Source organism: Streptomyces sp. MGP-P1 (assembly GCF_057766565.1).
In genome coordinates this window covers 1,101,331-1,119,749 of the sequence record NZ_JBYMEM010000006.1, presented here as the reverse complement: position 1 = coordinate 1,119,749, position 18,419 = coordinate 1,101,331, and the positions used below count along the sequence as shown (strand labels likewise).

The 18,419-nt window shown below is 71.8% G+C and carries 16 protein-coding genes and 1 pseudogene; 6 read left to right on the top strand and 11 right to left on the bottom strand.

Features of this window, described 5'->3' with window-relative positions:
* Positions 1-176 precede the first annotated feature (176 nt).
* The 4 genes and pseudogenes from AC3CH1_RS20780 to AC3CH1_RS20765 all read left to right on the top strand — a co-directional run bounded on the left by AC3CH1_RS20780 (position 177) and on the right by AC3CH1_RS20765 (position 4,127).
* Positions 177-668 carry an Lrp/AsnC family transcriptional regulator gene (locus tag AC3CH1_RS20780; protein ID WP_007452460.1) on the top strand — a complete coding sequence of 164 codons (492 nt, stop codon included), beginning with the start codon at positions 177-179 and terminating at the stop codon, positions 666-668.
* On the top strand, positions 653-2,032 hold the full coding sequence (locus AC3CH1_RS20775; RefSeq protein ID WP_488464271.1) for an aspartate aminotransferase family protein: 1,380 nt from the start codon (positions 653-655) through the stop codon (positions 2,030-2,032). The genes AC3CH1_RS20780 and AC3CH1_RS20775 overlap by 16 nt, the downstream gene beginning before the upstream one ends.
* A 216-nt stretch (positions 2,033-2,248) precedes the next feature.
* A complete protein-coding gene (locus AC3CH1_RS20770) occupies positions 2,249-2,986 on the top strand; it encodes an ABC transporter ATP-binding protein (protein WP_488464270.1) in 738 nt (245 codons plus the stop codon).
* Positions 2,968-4,127: pseudogene (locus AC3CH1_RS20765) on the top strand (hypothetical protein). Before AC3CH1_RS20770 ends, AC3CH1_RS20765 begins: the two are co-directional and overlap by 19 nt.
* 50 nt (positions 4,128-4,177) lie before the next feature.
* On the opposite strand, the gene AC3CH1_RS20760 reads toward AC3CH1_RS20765, so the two are convergent.
* The 3 genes from AC3CH1_RS20760 to AC3CH1_RS20750 form a co-directional block, all read right to left on the bottom strand.
* The gene (locus AC3CH1_RS20760; RefSeq protein WP_488464269.1) at positions 4,178-4,633 is read right to left on the bottom strand and encodes an SRPBCC family protein; all 456 of its coding nucleotides are present in this window, start codon (positions 4,631-4,633) and stop codon (positions 4,178-4,180) included.
* A gap of 103 nt (positions 4,634-4,736) precedes the next feature.
* Entirely contained in the window at positions 4,737-5,945 is a 1,209-nt protein-coding gene (locus AC3CH1_RS20755) for a glycosyltransferase family 4 protein (RefSeq protein ID WP_488464268.1), read from the bottom strand.
* The gene (locus tag AC3CH1_RS20750; RefSeq protein WP_488464267.1) at positions 5,942-7,189 is read right to left on the bottom strand and encodes a glycosyltransferase 87 family protein; all 1,248 of its coding nucleotides are present in this window, start codon (positions 7,187-7,189) and stop codon (positions 5,942-5,944) included. The genes AC3CH1_RS20755 and AC3CH1_RS20750 overlap by 4 nt, the downstream gene beginning before the upstream one ends.
* A 141-nt stretch (positions 7,190-7,330) precedes the next feature.
* Here AC3CH1_RS20750 and AC3CH1_RS20745 point away from each other — a divergent pair, with 141 nt between their 5' ends.
* Both AC3CH1_RS20745 and AC3CH1_RS20740 read left to right on the top strand, forming a co-directional pair.
* Positions 7,331-8,620, top strand: coding sequence for a sensor histidine kinase (locus AC3CH1_RS20745; protein WP_488464266.1), 1,290 nt, complete (start codon positions 7,331-7,333; stop codon positions 8,618-8,620).
* Positions 8,614-9,282, top strand: a complete 669-nt coding sequence (locus tag AC3CH1_RS20740) for a response regulator (RefSeq protein ID WP_488464265.1) — start codon at positions 8,614-8,616, stop codon at positions 9,280-9,282. Before AC3CH1_RS20745 ends, AC3CH1_RS20740 begins: the two co-directional genes overlap by 7 nt.
* 26 nt (positions 9,283-9,308) lie before the next feature.
* Here AC3CH1_RS20740 and AC3CH1_RS20735 read toward each other — a convergent pair whose 3' ends face one another.
* The 8 genes from AC3CH1_RS20735 to tsf all read right to left on the bottom strand — a co-directional run bounded on the left by AC3CH1_RS20735 (position 9,309) and on the right by tsf (position 18,343).
* On the bottom strand, positions 9,309-10,331 hold the full coding sequence (locus tag AC3CH1_RS20735) for an ABC transporter ATP-binding protein (RefSeq protein WP_488464264.1): 1,023 nt from the start codon (positions 10,329-10,331) through the stop codon (positions 9,309-9,311).
* Between the two features lie 5 nt (positions 10,332-10,336).
* Positions 10,337-11,953, bottom strand: coding sequence for an ABC transporter permease (locus tag AC3CH1_RS20730; protein ID WP_488464456.1), 1,617 nt, complete (start codon positions 11,951-11,953; stop codon positions 10,337-10,339).
* Positions 11,954-12,033: 80 nt separating this feature from the next.
* Positions 12,034-13,128: a thiamine ABC transporter substrate-binding protein gene (locus tag AC3CH1_RS20725; protein WP_488464263.1), complete on the bottom strand. Its 1,095-nt coding sequence runs from the start codon at positions 13,126-13,128 to the stop codon at positions 12,034-12,036.
* 286 nt (positions 13,129-13,414) lie between these two features.
* Positions 13,415-14,521, bottom strand: a complete 1,107-nt coding sequence (gene rlmN / locus AC3CH1_RS20720; RefSeq protein ID WP_018960715.1) for a dual-specificity RNA methyltransferase RlmN — start codon at positions 14,519-14,521, stop codon at positions 13,415-13,417.
* A 118-nt stretch (positions 14,522-14,639) separates the two neighbouring features.
* Positions 14,640-15,725, bottom strand: a complete 1,086-nt coding sequence (locus tag AC3CH1_RS20715; protein WP_488464262.1) for a phosphatidate cytidylyltransferase — start codon at positions 15,723-15,725, stop codon at positions 14,640-14,642.
* Positions 15,725-16,282, bottom strand: a complete 558-nt coding sequence (gene frr, locus AC3CH1_RS20710; protein WP_018960718.1) for a ribosome recycling factor — start codon at positions 16,280-16,282, stop codon at positions 15,725-15,727. Before frr ends, AC3CH1_RS20715 begins: the two co-directional genes overlap by 1 nt.
* Positions 16,283-16,404: 122 nt before the next feature.
* Positions 16,405-17,181 carry a UMP kinase gene (gene pyrH, locus AC3CH1_RS20705; RefSeq protein ID WP_488464261.1) on the bottom strand — a complete coding sequence of 259 codons (777 nt, stop codon included), beginning with the start codon at positions 17,179-17,181 and terminating at the stop codon, positions 16,405-16,407.
* 325 nt (positions 17,182-17,506) lie between these two features.
* The gene (gene tsf / locus AC3CH1_RS20700) at positions 17,507-18,343 is read right to left on the bottom strand and encodes a translation elongation factor Ts (RefSeq protein WP_018960720.1); all 837 of its coding nucleotides are present in this window, start codon (positions 18,341-18,343) and stop codon (positions 17,507-17,509) included.
* Positions 18,344-18,419: the final 76 nt, after the last annotated feature.

The window sequence follows — 18,419 nt, the reverse complement described above, 5'->3', positions numbered from 1 at the left end:
ACCACCCCTCCTGTCGGCTGTCCCATGGGTGAGATCTCCACCCTAATCGTTCCGGTGTCGCTTTCGACATACCCACCCGCCCCGAACTGCGGATTCAGTTAGATCCAGGCAGCAAGACAACGAATTTCATCGATCTGGGGTTGCGAGACAGACGAGGAGCGGTGCATGGTGGGTACGTGGCCAGTCGCAGCGCAGACTCCAGGACCGGGAACGGATCACCGCCAGCGGTCGATGCCGTCTCCCTCGCAATCATCGAGCAGCTCCAGGAGGACGGGCGTCGTCCCTACGCCGCGATCGGCAAGGCCGTCGGCCTCTCCGAAGCGGCTGTGCGCCAGCGCGTCCAGAAGCTGCTCGACCAGGGCGTCATGCAGATCGTCGCCGTCACGGACCCGCTCACCGTGGGATTCCGGCGCCAGGCGATGGTCGGCATCAATGTCGAGGGCGACCTCGACCCGGTGGCCGAAGCCCTGTCGGCCATGGCCGAGTGCGAGTACGTGGTCATGACCGCGGGCTCCTTCGACCTGATGGTGGAGATCGTCTGCGAGGACGACGACCACCTGCTGGAGATGATCAACAAACGCATCCGGACCCTTCCCGGAGTGCGCTCCACCGAGAGCTTCGTCTACCTCAAGCTCAAGAAGCAGACCTATATGTGGGGAACCCGATAGCCGTGAGCAAGGACCTCAGCCGAACCGCGTACGACCACCTGTGGATGCACTTCACCCGCATGTCGGACTACGAGAACGCGCCCGTTCCCACCATCGTGCGTGGCGAGGGAACGTACATCTTCGACGACAAGGGCAAGCGCTACCTGGACGGTCTCTCCGGCCTGTTCGTGGTCAACGCCGGTCACGGTCGTCACGAGCTCGCCGAGACGGCGTACAAGCAGGCCCAGGAGCTCGCCTTCTTCCCGGTGTGGTCCTACGCCCACCCGAAGGCCGTCGAGCTGGCCGAGCGTCTCGCCGACTACGCCCCGGGCGACCTCAACAAGGTCTTCTTCACCACCGGTGGCGGCGAGGCCGTCGAGACCGCCTGGAAGCTGGCCAAGCAGTACTTCAAGCTCAAGGGCAAGCCGACCAAGTACAAGGTCATCTCGCGTGCCGTCGCCTACCACGGCACCCCGCAGGGCGCGCTGTCCATCACCGGCCTCCCGGCCCTGAAGGCCCCCTTCGAGCCGCTGGTCCCCGGCGCGCACAAGGTGCCGAACACCAACATCTACCGCGCCCCGCTCTTCGGTGACGACCCGGTGGCCTTCGGACGCTGGGCCGCCGACCAGATCGAGCAGGAGATCCTCTTCGAGGGCCCCGAGACCGTCGCGGCCGTCTTCCTGGAGCCCGTGCAGAACGCGGGCGGCTGCTTCCCGCCGCCGCCCGGCTACTTCCAGCGGGTCCGCGAGATCTGCGACAAGTACGACGTCCTGCTCGTCTCCGACGAGGTCATCTGCGCCTTCGGCCGGCTCGGCACCATCTTCGCGTGCGACAAGTTCGGCTACGTGCCGGACATGATCACCTGCGCGAAGGGCATGACCTCGGGCTACTCCCCGATCGGCGCCTGCATCGTCTCGGACCGGGTCGCGGAGCCGTTCTACGAGGGCGGCAACACCTTCCTGCACGGCTACACCTTCGGCGGCCACCCGGTCTCCGCCGCGGTGGGCATCGCCAACCTCGACATCTTCGAGCGCGAGAACCTCACCCAGCACGTCCTGGACAACGAGAACGCGTTCCTGACGACGCTCCAGAAGCTGCACGACCTGCCGATCGTGGGCGACGTCCGCGGCAACGGGTTCTTCTACGGCATCGAGCTGGTGAAGGACAAGGCCACCAAGGAGACGTTCACCGACGAGGAGACCGAGCGCGTCCTGTACGGCTTCCTCTCCAAGGCGCTGTACGACAACGGCCTGTACTGCCGGGCCGACGACCGCGGCGACCCGGTCATCCAGCTCGCCCCGCCGCTGATCTCCGACCAGTCGACGTTCGACGAGATCGAGGGCATCCTGCGGGCCGTGCTCACGGAGGCCTGGACGAAGCTCTGACCGGCACCAGGTCCCCCGGCTGATCGCCCACCGGCGGTCATTTCATACGGTTCTCCGGCCCGGATACGCCCCTTCGAGTGACAAGGGGCGTATCCGGGCCGCGTGCTGTGCGCCCACACCGGTCCGACTATCTACGGTGCCGAGTGACCGATCGGCCGCGTCTTCGTTCCCCCGTACGGGGGAATGGGAAATCTGACCTGAACCGAGGTGTACGCCATGGTGGCCCCGCCGGACAACGACGTGATCTGGGCGCGTTCCCTGCACCACTCCCACAACGGATCGCCCGGTCTCGGCGGTGTCTCCCTCGGTGTCCGGGACGCCGAGATCCTCGCCGTGACCGGGCCGCGCGGCAGCGGGAAGACCACGCTGCTGCACTGTCTCTCCGGACGGCTGACGCCCCAGCAGGGCGAGGTGTGGTTCAACAGCGTCCCCGTCCACACCATGGCCCCCAGGGTCCGCGAACAGCTGCGCCGGGAGCGCTTCGGCTGGATCGCCTCCGATCCGGAGCTGGTGCCGGAGCTGACCGTATGGGAGAACACCGCGCTGCCCCTGCTGCTGCGCGGCGTCTCGCACCGGGCCGCCCGGAAGACCGCCACCGAATGGCTGGAGCGCCTGGACATCGCAGCCTTCGCCAAGAAGCGGCCACACGCGCTCCTCCAGGCGCAGCGCCAGCGGGTCTCGGTGGCCCGCGCCCTCTGCGGCGCCCCGACCGTGATCTTCGCCGACGAGCCCACGGCGACCCTCCACCGCGCGGACCGCACCCAGGTGCTGCGCACCCTCACCACGGCGGCCCGCTCGCACGGCATCACCGTCGTGCTGGCCACGCACGACGCCGAGGTCGCCGCGCTCGCCGACCGGGCCGTCCCGCTGCTGGACGGCCGCTGCGTCGCCACCGGTACCGTGGCCGCGAAACCGGAAGCGGAGGGCCGCGCGGCGTGCTCGCTCTCCGTCTAGCCCGCGGGTCCCATCCCCTCGTCCTGGTCCGGCGGCTGCTGGTGGCCGCCGCCTCGGCCGGCGTCGGGTTCCTCCTCCTGTGCTCCCTCGGGTACGCCGCGGCGCACCCGGCGTCCGCCGGTTCGGTGCTGCGGCTGCTGTGGTGCTTCGTCCCGCTGGCCGCCACGGTGCAGTTCGCCGTGGCGGTGGCCCGGACCGACCCGAGCACCCGCCCCCGGCCGGGCCTCTCCTCCGTGGGCCTCGGCCCGGTCAGGCTGTCCGCGCTGGCCGCGGTCTCCACCGCCGTGTCCACCGCGCTCGGCTCCATGGTGGCCCTGCTCTTCTTCCTGCATCTGCGCGGCGATCTCACCGGGATGCCGTTCGACGGGGCGCCGCGGAGTTCCTCGGCGCGGGCAGCCCGCTGCCGCCGGCCGCCGCGCTGATGCTGCTGGCGCTCGTACCGGTGGCCGCGTCGACGGCGAGCGCGCTGGCGCTGCGGACGCGGCCCGACCCGGCCCGGGACACCTTCGGCTCCGAGGAACTGCCCGAGCCCGCACCCGCCCCGGCCGGACTCCCCTGGGGCGTGGCGCTGACGGCTGCCGGACTCGCGGTCGAGGCGATCGCGTCACGGGGTGCTGCGGGGAGCGCGTTCCCGCTGCCCGGACGGTACGACTCCACCCCGGTCGCGGTACTGATCGGGTGGACGCTCACGGCGGTCGGCCTGGCGATGGCGGGGCCGAGCCTGACCTACCTGTGCGGGCGGGCGCTGCAGGCCGTGCGCCCCGGTGCCGTACGGCTGCTGGCGGGGCGGGTCCTGATGGACGAGGCGCGCCGGATCGGCCGCCCGCTCGGGGTCGTCTGCGCGGTGCTGTCCGCGGCGATCGCCGCCTCGGCGCTGTACGGGGGCGGCGAGCGCCCGTACGGCCCGCTCACCGCGCTCGGCGCGGTACTGGTCCTCGGCTGTACGGCGGCGACGCTGCTGACCTCGGCGCTGGAGGCCAAGCACGCCCGCGCCCACACCGTCGAGGCGCTGCTCAGGATGGGCGCCCCGGCCGCCGTGCTGCGCCGGGCGACGGCGCTGCGGGCGGCCGCGCTGCTGGCCCTGTTCGCCCCGCTGACGTGGGTGATCGCGCAGTTGGCGGCGCTTCCGCTGACGAAGTGAACCGCCGGAGGCTCCCTCCCGGAGGTCCGGGGGCGGGAGCCCGGGCCGGCTCAGGGATGGGTGGCGAGACGGGCGGCCAGGGCGTCGAAGAAGGCCTCCCAGCCGTCCTCCGCCGCCGCGTACTGCTCGGGGGTGAGGTTGCCGCCGCGCTGCTGGAAGGCCAGCTCGGTGGTCCCGTCGCCGAGGTCGCTGAAGGTGACGGTGACGATCTCGCCCTCGGCGTCCTCGGGCGCCGAGCCGTCCAGAAGCGTAAGGACGAGACCGTCGGGCTCGCTCACCTCGCGGTAGATCCCGTGGAAGGGCATCTCCACGCCCGGCATGACGATGACCAGGCTCCACGCGCCGCCGGGCCGTACGTCCATCGTCACCCGGTCCAGGGGGACGTCCGCCTCTCCCCCGTACCAGGCGGCGAAGTCCTCAGGTGAGGTCCAGGCGGCGAAGACGCGCTGCTGAGGGGCGTGCAGGACGCGGGTGAGGTCGATGCCCTCGCGGGTGCCACCGGTCATGATCACGGTCCTTGTCCGATCCGGCCGTCCCGCGCCGCCGGAGCGCCGGGCGCGGGTTGTCCGCCTCCAGCTTGCCCGGCCCGCCGCCCCTCTGCCACGCCGGTCAGGGGGCCAGCAGTCCCGCGAGGGTGTCGTACGTCCCCTCCCACCCCCACGCCTCGCGGACCCACGCCCGCCCCTTCTCCCCCATCGCCGCGGCCGCCACCCGGTCCCGCAGCAGCGCCACGAGCCGGTCCGCGACGGCGGCGACGTCGCGCCCGTCGACCACGTGTCCCGTCTCCCCGTCCCGTACGGTGTCCGGCGCGCCGCCCGAGTCGCCGACGAGGACCGGCAGCCCGGAGGCGGCGGCCTCCAGGAAGACGATGCCCAGCCCCTCCACCTCCAGGCCCCGCCTGCGGGTGCGGCACGGCATGGCGAAGACGTCGCAGGCCGCGTAGTGCTCCGGCATCGCCGCGTGCGGCTGCCCGCCGGCGAGGACCACCGCGTCCGCGACCCCGATGTCCACGGCGAGCCGGCGCAGGGCCCGGGCGTAGGGCCCGTCGCCGGTCAGCAGGAGCACGGCGTCGGGCACCGCGCGCCGCACGGCGGGCAGGGCACGGATCAGGGTGTCCTGGCCCTTGCGCGGGACGAGCCGCGCCGCGCAGAGGATCACGGGCCGCCCGCCCAGGCCGTACCGCTCGCGGACGCCGCCCACCGGAAGGCGTACGCCGTCGCACGCCCCGGGCCGTACGGCGTCGCGCGCTCCTTCCCGTACGGCTTCACGCGCCCCTTCCCGTACGCGGAACGCCTCCGCGTCCACCCCCGGCGCCAGGCGCACCATGCGGCGGGCGGCGGCCGGGCCGAGTGCGGCGGCGATGGGCGCGCGGGTCGCCTCGCCCAGGTAGGTCACCGTGTCGGTACGGTCGCCGATCCGCCGGAGCAGGGTCCGGGCCCCGGGCGTGCGGGCCCACCACACCTCGTGCCCGTGCGTCGTGGCGACGGCCCGCCGCACCCCGCTCTCCCGGCGCAGCCGGTCCGCCAGCAGCCCGAGCGGTGCGGCGGCCCCGAACCAGACGCTGTCGCAGCCGTGGTGGCGGGCGATCTCCACCGCGCGGGCGGCGACGCGCGGGACCGGGAGCAGGGTGTGGGCCGGGTCGCGGACCACGGGGTGGGGCAGGGCGGCGTCATGGGCGGCCGCCCCTGGTTCGGCGGAGGTGTAGACGACGACGGAGTCCGTGGGGAACCGGCTGGTCATGGCATGGACGAAGGTCTCGATGCCGCCTTGGCGCGGCGGGAAGTCATTGGTCACCACGAGGGTGCGGCGGCGCGTCATCGGGAGGCCTGCTTCCGTTGGCGTACGAGTTCGCGTACGGGTTCGGGTACGAGTCCGCGCACCCGTTCACGGAGGCGGAGGGGGTGAGCGGGCGGCTGCCGGGCGAGGGCCCAGACCGCGAGGACCAGCGGGTGCACCAGATAGCCGAACCGGGTCGCGGGCATGAACGCGATGGCCAGGAGGAGTCCGAGCGCGAGCCGCGCGGCGGCGGCCGACCCCGTCGCCGGGGGCCGGACGAGCAGGGAGCCTGCGAGGAGCAGGGCGCTCACCCCGAGCAGCAGCAGGGCCAGGGTGCGGCCGCCGGGGACCTGGGTGGCGAGCAGCCGGCCGGGGAGCGGGCTCGCGGCGGACGAGACCGCTCCGGTGAGCCCGAGGGGGAAGTCGACGACATGGGTCCGGAAGGCTCCCGGGTCGCGCAGTGCGGCGGGCAGGGCGAGCGCGGCGGCGGTGAGCAGGGCGACGAGCCCGCAGCGCAGGGCGGCGCGGCTCCCCCGGCGGCCGTCGCCCCCATAGGCCGTGGCGAGCAGGGCGAGGGCCACCGGCACCGCCGGCCACGCGGTCCACTTGAGCGCGGCGGCCAGACCTAGCGCCAGCCCGGCCCGGCCCGCCCGCCCCTGCCCCGCCCCGGCCAGCCCCAGGCACATCAGCCCGGCCACCGGCAGATCGACGCCACCGACCGCGAGCGGAAGCGCCACCAGGGGGCAGGCGGCGAGCCACCGGGGCGCTTCCCGGCGGGACCCCGCCGGGAGGGCGAGGGCGAACGTGCCGAGGAAGGCCGCGCCCATCCACGGCCGGGGGTCGGTGAGCGGCCCGGGCCCGGCCACCGCCTCCGGTATCCCGAAGACCGCCATGCCCGGGAGGTACGGGTTGAAGTCCTCGGGCGCGGTGGGTCGTTCGAGGTAGGGCGTCCCCTCGGAGAGCAGGAGCCCCGCCGAGCGGGCGACGACGTCGACCTCCAACTGCGCCCGGTCCACGGCGAGAAGCACCAGCAGGGGCAGCAGCACCGCGCCGACGACGGCGACCGCCCCGGCCGTACGGAGGCTCCGCCCGCGGGCCGCGAGCACCGCGGCGGCCGTGTAGCCGAGTGCGGCGGCGGCTCCCCAGATCCGGTGCGGCCCGAGCGAGGAGAAGGCCCCGAGCGCCAGGGCGGTGGCCGCGCAGAACGCCCACCAGGCTGCGTCGCCGGGCAGCGCGGGACGGTCCCGGTGCAGGTCGGGAGAGGTGGGGAGCGCGAGGTTGGCCATGGGTCCGAGGCTAGGAACGGGCCGTTCACGGAACGTCACACCACCGTCCGGTCCTTGAGGTCAACCCGTGGCATGAGACGGCATCGCGAATTCCACCCCTGCTCCGATGCGCCGCGTCCACGGGTGACGAAGAATCTCCGTATGACGCGCACCGTCCCGCCGGATCGTCCGGCCACCCCCGCCGCTGCCACGCCCGCCGCTGCCATCACCGCCGCCACCGCCCCGGCGTCGGATCGGGGCGTCCGGCGACGGCTGCGGCACTGGACGGCGGAGCCCGCGTACGCCTGGCTTACCGGAGCCGCGCTGACGCTCTTCGCGGTCGTGGAGCTGGCCCTCGTACCGGGTTCGGCGATCACGGCCTTCGGGGTGCTGGTCTGCACAGCCTCGCTGGCCCTGCGGGCGACGCGGCCCGCCGTGGGGTTCCTGACCGTGGGCGCGGCCCTCCTCAGCTTCGCGACCGACGGCAACATGGCGTACGCGACCATCGCCGGGTCCCTGATCGGCTGCTACACGCTCGGGCGGCACCGGGTGCAGCATCCGGCGGTGCTCGTCCTGGCCGGTTCGCTGGCCGCGCTGGCCGTCAATCTGGTGCACATCGACCGGTGGGCCCGGGACGGCTCCCCGGGGCTGCCCGCGCTCCAGGGCACCGACCGGTTCAGCCTGGGGCTGTACGCCGAGACGCTGGTGCTGACGGTGATGATTCTGGGCGCGGTGAGTACGGGCGACGCGGTGCGGGCGCGCGAGGAGACCCGGCACACCCGGGCCGCCGCGCAGTCCCGGCTGCTGGCGATGGAGCGGCGACAGGCCGCTGAGGCGGAACGCGCAGCCATCGCACGGGAGTTGCACGACATGATCGCGCACTCGGTGTCGGTGATCGCGGTGCGCGCCGAGAGCGCCACGTACACGACCCCGGACCTCTCGCCCCCGGCACGGGACGCCTTCCAGGAGATCGCGGGCACGGCACGGTCCTCGATGGCGGAGCTGCGGCGGCTGCTCGGAGTGCTGCGGACGGGCGACGGCGCCGCGACGGCCCCGCTCACCGCCCCGCAGCCCTCGCTGGCCGGTCTCGACGACCTCCTCGATCAGCACCGGGCGGTGGGCGGTGCGGCCGAACTGCGGGTCACCGGCGAGCGGGCGCCGTTGCCCGCGTCCTGGGAGCTGTCGGCGTACCGGATCGTCCAGGAGGCGCTGACGAACGCCCGGCGGCATGCCCCGGGCGCCCACACGGTCGTCGAACTCCAGTACCGCCCGGGCCTGCTGACGGTCCGTGCGACGGACGACGGGCCGGGCCCCGCTCCGTCCGGCGGCTCCGGGCGGCAGGGGCACGGGCTGGTGGGCATGGCCGAACGGGCCGCCCTGCTCGGCGGGGGACTCACCACCGGCCGGGGCCCGGCCGGCGGCTTTCTCGTGGAGGCGGAACTGCCGTGGTGATCCGGGTGCTGGTGGCCGACGACCAGGCGGTCGTGCGGACGGCGTTCTCCGGCCTGCTGAACACCCAGGACGACATCGAGGTGGTCGGAGAGGCGGAGGACGGCGAGCAGGCCGTGCTCAAGGCCGCCGAACTGCGTCCCGATGTGGCGCTGTTGGACATCCGGATGCCGAAGCTCAGCGGCATCGTCGCGGCGCGCGGCATCGTCGCGGCGTCGGGCGGGGCGACGAGGGCGCTGATGCTGACGACGTTCGGCCTGGACGAGTACGTGTACGACGCCCTCACCGCCGGAGCCAGCGGATTCCTGCTCAAGGACGCGACCTTCCCCGAACTGCTGCACGCGGTACGGGTGGTGGCGGACGGCCACGCCCTGCTGGCTCCCGAGGTCACCGGGCGGCTCATCGCGGAGTTCTCCCGGCAGCGGGTCAGCGCTCCCCCGCAGCGCTCGATCGACGGACTGACCACGCGCGAAGCCGAGGTGCTCGTCCTGATCGCGCGAGGCCTCTCCAACGCGGCCATCGCCGACCGGCTGACCATCACCGACCACACGGTGAAGACCCACATCAACCGGCTGTTCGCGAAGATGGAACTGCGGGACCGGGCACAGGCGGTGATCCTGGCGTACGAACTGGGGCTGGTGGTGGCGGGGACCCGGCAGCCGTAACGGTTGGCGGCGGAGTGCTCGTCCCCTCACTCCGCCGCCAGCACCACCGTCTCCGCCGCGGCGAAGCGGACGCCCACGACCGCGCCCTCGTCCGGGGTGTCCCGGAGGGCGCACTCGGCCTCCAGCACCGGCGCGTTCTCGGGCGTCAGGCGCACGGTCACGTGGTTCCCCCGGAAGGTGCGGACGCCGACCGTGCAGCGCAGACCGTCCTCGGGCTCGCCGATCTGGACACCGGCGGGCCGGACCAGCAGATCCACCTCGCCCTGCGGGGAGCCCTCGGGAACCGGGACCTTGCCCCAGGCGGTGGCGGCGGCCCGGCCGGTCACGGTCGCCCCGGTGACGTTGTCGAAGCCGAGGAAGCGGGCGACGAACGCCGAGACGGGGCGCTGCCAGACGTCCAGCGGGGTGCCCTCCTGCGCGATCCGGCCGTCCCGCATCACCACGACCCGGTCGGCGAGCGCGAAGGCCTCGCCCTGGTCGTGCGTGACGGCCAGCACGGTGGTGCCCAACTCCTGGAAAAGGGAGCGCAGTTCGACGACAAGCCGTTCGCGGAGGCTGCGGTCGAGCTGGCCGAGCGGCTCGTCCAGCATCAGGAGCTTCGGGCGCGGGGCGAGCGCGCGGGCCAGGGCGACGCGCTGCTGCTCACCGCCGGAGAGCGCGGCGACCGCGCGGCGTTCGGCGCCGGGCAGACCGACCAGCTCCAGCAGCTCGCGTACCCGGTGCCCGGTCTCGGTCCGCCCGACGCCGTGCATCCGGAGCCCGAAGGCGACGTTGGCGCCGACGTCCCGGTGCGGGAAGAGCTGGTGGTCCTGGAACATCAGGCCGAGGCCGCGCCGGTGCACCGGGACGCCACTCTGGTCCTGTCCGGCCAGCAGGACCCGGCCGCCGTCCATGGGCTGGAGTCCGGCCACGGCCCGCAGCAGGGTGGACTTCCCGCTGCCGCTGGGACCGAGCAGGCAGACGATCCGGTGGTCGGCGACCTCCAGGTCGACCGCGTCCAGCGCCGTCCGCCGCCCGAACCGCACGGTGGCTTCCCGCAAGCTCAGCATGTCGTTCAGAACTCCCCGGATCGGTCGGTGCGGATACGTTCGAGAAGCAGCAGCGACACCGCGCACACCAGCATCAGGATCGTGCTGAGGGCCATCGCCTGCCCGTAGTTGAGCTCCCCGGACCGGCCCAGCAGCCGGGCGACGGCGACCGGCAGGGTCGGGTTGTCGGGCCGCGCGATGAAGACCGTCGCGCCGAACTCCCCGAGGGAGACGGCGAAGGCGAAGCCCGCCGCGACCAGCACCGCCCGGCGCACCAGCGGCAGATCGACCTCCCGCCAGGCCCGCAGCGGGGAGGCCCCCAGCACGGCGGCGGCCTCCCGCAGCCGGTCGTCGACCGCGCGCAGTACGGGCAGCATGGTCCGCACGACGAAGGGGACGCCGACCAGCGCCTGGGCCAGCGGGACCAGGATCCAGGAGGTCCGCAGGTCGAGCGGCGGCTCGTCCAGGGTGATCAGGAAGCCGAAGCCGACGGTGACGGCGGACACCCCGAGCGGCAGCATCAGCAGCGCGTCGAAGCCGCGGACCAGCGGCCCGGCCCGCCGCGTCAGGGCCGCCGCCGCGAGCCCGCCGACGACGAGCGCGATGACCGTCGCGACGAGCGCGTACCGCAGGGAGTTGCCGACGGCCTCCAGCGGCGGGACCAAAAAGGTGGAGGAGCCGCCGGACCCGGCCGACTGGAGGGCACGGTAGTAGCCGAAGCCGTACCCGCCGGCTCCATCGAAGGAACGCTCCACCAGGACCCCGAGCGGCAACAGGATCAGCAGCAGCGCGGTGAGCAGGACGCCGCCGAGCAGCGCCCACTGTCCGGGACCGCGCGGCCTGCGGGAGGTCTGGGCAGGGTCGACCAGCTTCAGCGCCCGCTCCCGGCGGCGTACGGTCGCGGCGTGCACGGCGAGGATCGCGCCGACCGCGGCGAACTGCACCAGGGTCAGCACGGCGGCCGTCGGCAGGTCCAGCAGCTGCGCGGTCTGCCGGTAGATCTCCACCTCCAGCGTGGAGTAGGCGGGTCCGCCGAGGATCTGCACGACGCCGAAGGAGGTGAAGGTGAAGAGGAAGACCATCAGCGCGGCGGCGGCGACGGCCGGGGCGAGCGCGGGCAGCGTCACCCGGCGGAAGGCGGCGAACCGTCCGGCGCCGAGCACCCGGGCGGCCTCCTCCTGCCGGGGGTCCAGCTGGGACCAGAGCCCGCCCACCGTCCGCACGACCACCGCGTAGTTGAAGAAGACGTGGGCCAGCAGGATCGCCCACACGGTGGTGTCCAGGCGGACGCCCCACACCTCGTCGAGGAGCCCGCCCCGCCCCAGCAGCGCCAGGAACGCGGTGCCGACGACGACGGTGGGCAGCACGAACGGCACGGTGACGACCGCCCGCAGCAGCTGCTTGCCGGGGAAGTCGAACCGGGCGAAGACGTACGCCCCGGGCAGGGCGATCAGCAGCGTGAGCGCGGTCGAGGCGAGGGCCTGCCAGGTGGTGAACCAGAGGACGTCGAGGATGTCCGGGCGGGCCAGCACCTCGCCGATCCGCCCGAACTGCCAGTCGCCTCCCGCCTTGAGCCCGCGGCCGACGATAGCGGTCACGGGATAGGCGAAGAACAGCGCGAAGAACGCCACGGGCACGGCCATCAGGCCGAGCCGCAGCGCGGCCCCGCGCCGCCCCGGCCCGCGTCGGGTCCGGGCGGCCCCGGCTGTCTTCGCCCCGGGCTCTACTTCAGGACCAGCGACTGCCACGACTGGATCCACTGCTCACGGTTGGCGGTGATCTTCTCGGGCGCGACGGTGGGAGGCGTGTCGATCTTCTCGCCGAACTTCGTGAACAGCTCGGGCAGGGCCGCGTCCTTCACGACCGGGTTCACGAACATGTTCAGCGGCATGTCCTCCTGGAACGTCTTGCTGATCATGAAGTCCAGCAGCGCCTTGCCACCCGCCTCGTTCTTCGCCCCGGTCAGCAGCCCGGCGTACTCGGTCTGGCGGAAGCAGGTGCCGGTGGCGACCCCGGTGGGGGCTTCCTTGGGCTGCGGGTCGGCGTAGAGCACCTCGACGGGCGGGCTGGAGGCGTAACTGACGACGAGCGGCCGGTCGGCATTGGCCTTCTTGCCGCCCGCGGAGCCGGAGAACTCCTCGTTGTACGCCTGCTCCCAGCCGTCGACGACCTTGACGCCGTTGGCCTTCAGCTTCTTCCAGTACGCCTCGTAGCCGTCCTCTCCCTCCACGGCGATGGTGCCGAGCAGGAAGCCGAGACCGGGCGAGGAGCTCGCGGCGTTCTCGGTGACGAGGAGGTTCTTGTACGCGGGCTCGAGCAGGTCCTGGAAGGTCTTCGGCGGCGCGAGCTTCTTCTCGGTGAAGTACTGCTTGTCGTAGTTGACGCAGATGTCGCCGGTGTCGACGGGCGTGACCCGCCTCTTCTCGTCCGTCTGCGTGTCCGCCGCGACCGTGTCCAGGCCCTTGGCCTCGTACGCGGCGAACAGGCCGTTGTCGAGGGCGCGGGAGAGCAGGGTGTTGTCGACGCCGAAGAAGACGTCGCCGCGCGGGGAGCCCTTGGTGAGGATCTCCTGGTTGAGCGCGGCCCCGGCGTCGCCGCTCTTGAGGATCTCGACCTTGTAGCCGGACTCCTTCGTGAACGCCTTCAGCACCTTGTCCGAGACGTTGAAGGAGTCGTGGCTGACCAGGGTCACGGTCTTGGAGGCCGGGCCCTTGGACTCCCCGGAGCCGGCGGACCCGTCGTCGCCGCAGCCCGCTAGCAGCGTGACGCCGAGAGCGGCGGCGAGCGCGGTCGCCGCGTACTTCGTGGTGGTGTTCATGTGATTCCTCCTGGAGGTGACCAGGAAGAGACGCGGCCCCGCCCGCCGTCCGGCGAACCGGAAGCGGGCAGGGCGCAACAGCTTGAGTAAGGTCCGAACTTCCTACCCGGAATGACCCGGGCGAGGTTCAGAGGGTCTGCGGCCAACCTGTCCTTGGTGCCGCACTCTCAGCGCTGTGGCGCTCCCCTGTCGGAATATGAAGTTGATTTCGGCCTCAGGCTACACCGGCGGTTTTCGGCCGCCCGGGCGAGGCCGGCGCTCGGAGGCCGCCGGCCCCGGCAGTCGGCTAGCGCTCGGAGGCCGCGAGCTGCCCGCAGGCCCCGTCGATCTCCTGACCGCGGGTGTCGCGGACGGTGACGGGCACGCCGTGGGCGGCGATGGCCTCCACGAAGGCCTTCTCGTCCTCGGGCCGCGAGGCGGTCCACTTGGAGCCCGGCGTGGGGTTCAGCGGGATCAGGTTGACGTGCACCCGCTTGCCCTTGAGCAGTCGGCCGAGCCGGTCGCCGCGCCAGGCCTGGTCGTTGATGTCCCGGATCAGGGCGTACTCGATGGAGATCCGGCGGCCGGACTTCTCCGCGTACTCCCAGGCGGCGTCCAGCACCTCGCGGACGTTCCACCGGGTGTTGACGGGGACCAGGGTGTCGCGCAGCTCGTCGTCCGGGGCGTGCAGAGAGACGGCGAGACGGCACTTGAAGCCCTCGTCGGCGAAGCGCAGCATGGCCGGGACGAGGCCCACGGTGGAGACGGTGATCCCGCGCTGCGAGAGGCCGAGACCGTCCGGCTCCGGGTCGGTGAGGCGACGGATCGCGCCGACCACCCGGTTGTAGTTGGCGAGCGGCTCGCCCATGCCCATGAAGACGATGTTGGACAGCCGCGCGGGCCCGCCGGGCACCTCGCCGTCGCGCAGGGCGCGCATGCCGTCGACGATCTGGTGCACGATCTCGGCGGTCGACAGATTGCGGTCGAGGCCGGCCTGCCCGGTGGCGCAGAAGGGGCAGTTCATACCGCAGCCGGCCTGCGAGGAGATGCACATCGTGACGCGGTCCGGGTAGCGCATCAGGACGGACTCGACGAGCGTCCCGTCGTGCAGCTTCCACAGGGTCTTGCGGGTGGTGTCGTCGTCGCAGCTGATGTGCCGCATCACGGACATCAGGTCGGGGAACAGCGCCTCGGCGAGCTTCTCCCGCGATCCGGCCGGGATGTTCGTCCACTCGGCCGGGTCGGCCGCGTACCGCGCGAAGTAGTGCTGCGAGAGCTGCTGGGCGCGGAACGGCTTCTCACCGGTCGCGGCGACCGCTTCCTTGCGCTCGGCGGGCGTGAGGTCGGCGATGTGCCGCGGCGGCTTCTTGGATCCGCGGGGCGCGACGAAAGTGAGTTCTCCGGGCTTAGGCATGGTTCATCCAGTGTCGCAGACAGACGGGCGAGGGTCCGCCGCCCTGTGGACGACGGACCCTCACTCGTAAAATGTGCAGGTGGGACAGGGTGCCGGTGGTGCCGGGATGCCGAAGCGGTCAGCCGGAGCCGACGAACAGCACCAGCAGCAGCCAGACGACCGGCGCGGTCGGCAGGAGCGAGTCCAGCCGGTCCATGATGCCGCCGTGGCCGGGGAGCAGGGTGCCCATGTCCTTGATCCCGAGGTCCCGCTTGATCATGGACTCGCCGAGGTCGCCGAGAGTGGCGCTGGCCGCGACCGCGAGGCCGAGCAACAGACCCTGCCACCAGGCGCCGTCGTCGATCAGGAACTCCATGCACAGGGCGCCGGCGACCATCGCGAAGGCGACCGCTCCGAACAGGCCCTCGCGGGTCTTGCCGGGGCTGATGCGCGGGGCGAGCTTGTGCGTGCCGAAGCGCCAGCCGACCGCGTACGCCCCGGTGTCGCTGACCACGGTGAGGATCAGGAAGGTCAGGACCCGCCACGACCCGTCGTCCGCCGTCAGCATCAGGGCGACGAAGGTGGCCAGGAAAGGTACGTAGAAAGCCGCGAAGACCCCGGCCGTGACGTCCTTGAGATACCCGTCCGGCGGCTCGGTCATCCGCCAGACCAGCACCGCGAGGGCGGTCAGGGCCATCGCGATCCAGGCGCCCTCGGGTCCTCGCGCGTAACCCGCGACGACCATCGCGGCTCCGCCGACGGCCAGCGGCACCAGGGGCGCCTTGATGCCCTTGCGTTCCCGGAGGCGGGAGGTCAGCTCCCAGACGCCGACGACGACCGCGGCCACTATCACGCCGATGAAAGCGGCCTTCACGATGAACAGCGAGACGCCGATGACGGCGCCGAGACCCAGGCCCACCCCTATGGCCGCACGCAGATCACGCCCCGCACGCTTCTTCTGCGGCGGGGGCGGAACCGGGGTGGACATGGGCTCCTGCGGCTTCTCGTCACGGAACAGGGGGCCGCTGACGTGAGCGGCTTCCCTGTCCCGGTGCTCGCGGCTCTGCGCGTCTCTACCTGCGTCGGGAACGTCCGGCACGTTGGGCATGGGCCGAGTCTGCTGGGCGCCATGCACATCGTGGGCAGGACCCGCCGGGGCAGCCCTCATCTCGGGCGTGCCCCAGTGACCGGCTCCTTGCGGGGCACCCCAGGAAGAGTCGTTCATCAGACTTCGAGCAGCTCGGCTTCCTTGTGCTTGAGCAGCTCGTCCACCTGCGCGACGTACTTCGCGGTGGTGTCGTCAAGCTCCTTCTCGGCGCGGCGCACCTCGTCCTCGCCGGACTCCTTGTCCTTGACGAGCTTGTCGAGGGTCTCCTTGGCCTTGCGGCGGATGGAGCGGATGGAGATCTTGGAGTCCTCGGCCTTGGTCTTGGCGACCTTGATGTACTCCTTGCGGCGGTCCTGGGTGAGCTCGGGGAACGTCACCCGGATGATATTGCCGTCGTTGCTCGGGTTGACGCCGAGATCGGAGTCACGGATCGCCTGCTCGATGTTGCGCAGCGCGGTCTTGTCGAACGGCGTCACGACGGCCATCCGCGCCTCGGGAACCGAGAACGAGGCCAGCTGGTTGATCGGGGTCAGCGCGCCGTAGTAGTCGGCGACGATCTTGTTGAACATCGCCGGGTGCGCGCGGCCGGTGCGGATCGCGGCGAAGTCCTCTTTCGCGACGACAACGGCCTTCTCCATCTTCTCCTCGGCCTCGAGGAGGATTTCTTCGATCACCACGTGCTCCTGCGTGTCTTGGGTGGGCCCGGCGTCGTCATCGCCTGGCCCTGCGGGTCCTGCGTCGCGTCCTCACCTGCACGGTGTCCGACCGGCAGGCCGTTGTCCATCCTGGGGGGCCGTCAGGCCCGGGTGCTCTCGTCACTCACGAGCGTGCCGATCTTCTCACCCTTGACCGCGCGAGCGATATTGCCCTCGGTCGTCAGCTCGAAGACGAGGATCGGGAGCTGGTTGTCACGGCAGAGCGTGATGGCGGTGGCGTCGGCGATCTTCAGATTGCGGGTGATCACCTCGCCGTACTCCAGTGCGTCGAACTTCACCGCGTCGGGGTTGGCCTTGGGGTCGGAGTCGTAGACCCCGTCCACGCCGTTCTTCCCCATGAGCAGCGCCTCGGCGTCGATCTCCAGGGCACGCTGGGCGGCGGTGGTGTCGGTGGAGAAGTACGGCATGCCCATACCGGCGCCGAAGATCACCACGCGCCCCTTCTCCAGGTGCCGTACGGCGCGGAGCGGGATGTACGGCTCGGCGACCTGGCCCATGGTGATGGCGGTCTGGACGCGCGAGTCGATGCCCTCCTTCTCCAGGAAGTCCTGGAGCGCCAGGCAGTTCATGACGGTGCCGAGCATGCCCATGTAGTCGGACCGGGCCCGGTCCATGCCGCGCTGCTGGAGCTCGGCGCCGCGGAAGAAGTTGCCTCCCCCGATGACCACCGCGATCTGGGCGCCGTCGCGTACGACGGCGGCGATCTCGCGGGCGATGGTGTGCACGACGTCGGGGTCGACGCCGAGACCGCCGCCGCCGGCGAATGCCTCACCGGAGAGCTTCAGCATGAAGCGTCCGGAACCCTTGTCGTCGTCGCGCTGGTCGTCGGCCTGAATGGCGTCCGCGCCCTTTTCCATGGAAATTCTCCTCGTGCACATACGAAGAAGGCCATTGCCGGTGGGTCTGGTGTCCCTACAGCGGCAATGGCCTCCTCGTCAGATCTGCGGTCGTCCGGCGTGGGTGCGGCCGTCGACTGCACCTGGGGTGTCCGGCGCATCAGGGACGGACAGGCCACGGCGTCTGGTGCGGTGCATCGCAAGGCGCTGGAACGTCCCTCTCGCGGAGCGATTCGGACGTTTCGGCAACGCTGCGAGGTGCCGTGTCAGACGTCGCGGACCCGGTCATGATGCGCCGGATACCCTCTCGACCCTAGCGGGTCCGGTGCGGTTCGCCCGGACGGACTCAGATGCCGACCTTGATGCGCGAGAAGCGCTTCAGGGTGACACCGGCCTCGTCCAGGACCTTCTGGACCGACTTCTTGGCGTCCAGCGCGTACGGCTGGCCCAGGAGGGTGGCCTCCTTGAAGAAGCCGTTGACCCGACCCTCGACGATCTTCGGGAGCGCGGCCTCGGGCTTGCCCTCGGCGCGCGTGGTCTCCTCGGCGACGCGACGCTCGGCCTCGACGACCTCGGCCGGGACGTCCTCGCGGGACAGGTACTTCGGGGCGAAGGCGGCGATGTGCTGCGCGATGCCCTTGGCCAGCTCGGCGTCGGCCTTGTCCAGCTCGACCAGCACACCGATCTGCGGGGGCAGGTCGGGCATGGTGCGGTGCATGTACACACCGACGTAGGCGCCGGTGAACTGCGCGAAGCGGTCCAGGACGATCTTCTCGCCGAGGTTGGCGTTGGCCTCGTCGACGTACGCCTGGACGGTCTTGCCGGCCTCGATCTCGGAGGCGAGGAGCGCCTCGATGTCGGCCGGGGAGGTCGCGGCGACGTGAGCGGCGAGGGTGTTGGCGACGGCCTGGAACTTCTCGCCCTTGGCGACGAAGTCCGTCTCGCACTTCAGCTCGAGGAGGACGCCGGACGTCTGGTCCTCGGAGATGAGGGAGACGACGGCACCGTTCTCGGCAGAGCGGCCCTCGCGCTTGGCGACGCCCTTCTGGCCCTTGATACGGAGCGCCTCGACGGCCTTGTCGACGTTGCCGTCGGCCTCGTCGAGCGCCTTCTTGCAGTCCATCATGCCGGCGCCGGTGAGCTCGCGGAGCTTCTTGACGTCAGCGGCGGTGTAGTTCGCCATGAGTCTGTATGTCTCTCTCGAAGTCTGAAAGATCTACGGGTGAACGGCGGGGGCGACGCTTGTGGCGTCGGCCCCC

Excerpts from the sequence above, each read along its gene's own strand:
- AC3CH1_RS20745 (WP_488464266.1), top strand. The coding sequence starts at position 7,331 with ATGACGCGCACCGTCCCGCCGGATCGTCCGGCCACCCCCGCCGCTGCC.
- tsf (WP_018960720.1), bottom strand. The coding sequence starts at position 18,343 with ATGGCGAACTACACCGCCGCTGACGTCAAGAAGCTCCGCGAGCTCACC.
- AC3CH1_RS20770 (WP_488464270.1), top strand. The coding sequence starts at position 2,249 with ATGGTGGCCCCGCCGGACAACGACGTGATCTGGGCGCGTTCCCTGCAC.
- rlmN (WP_018960715.1), bottom strand. The coding sequence starts at position 14,521 with ATGCCTAAGCCCGGAGAACTCACTTTCGTCGCGCCCCGCGGATCCAAG.
- AC3CH1_RS20715 (WP_488464262.1), bottom strand. The coding sequence starts at position 15,725 with ATGAACGACTCTTCCTGGGGTGCCCCGCAAGGAGCCGGTCACTGGGGC.
- AC3CH1_RS20725 (WP_488464263.1), bottom strand. The coding sequence starts at position 13,128 with ATGAACACCACCACGAAGTACGCGGCGACCGCGCTCGCCGCCGCTCTC.
- AC3CH1_RS20730 (WP_488464456.1), bottom strand. The coding sequence starts at position 11,953 with ATGGCCGTGCCCGTGGCGTTCTTCGCGCTGTTCTTCGCCTATCCCGTG.
- pyrH (WP_488464261.1), bottom strand. The coding sequence starts at position 17,181 with ATGGAAAAGGGCGCGGACGCCATTCAGGCCGACGACCAGCGCGACGAC.
- AC3CH1_RS20760 (WP_488464269.1), bottom strand. The coding sequence starts at position 4,633 with ATGACCGGTGGCACCCGCGAGGGCATCGACCTCACCCGCGTCCTGCAC.
- AC3CH1_RS20750 (WP_488464267.1), bottom strand. The coding sequence starts at position 7,189 with ATGGCCAACCTCGCGCTCCCCACCTCTCCCGACCTGCACCGGGACCGT.
- AC3CH1_RS20735 (WP_488464264.1), bottom strand. The coding sequence starts at position 10,331 with ATGCTGAGCTTGCGGGAAGCCACCGTGCGGTTCGGGCGGCGGACGGCG.
- AC3CH1_RS20755 (WP_488464268.1), bottom strand. The coding sequence starts at position 5,945 with ATGACGCGCCGCCGCACCCTCGTGGTGACCAATGACTTCCCGCCGCGC.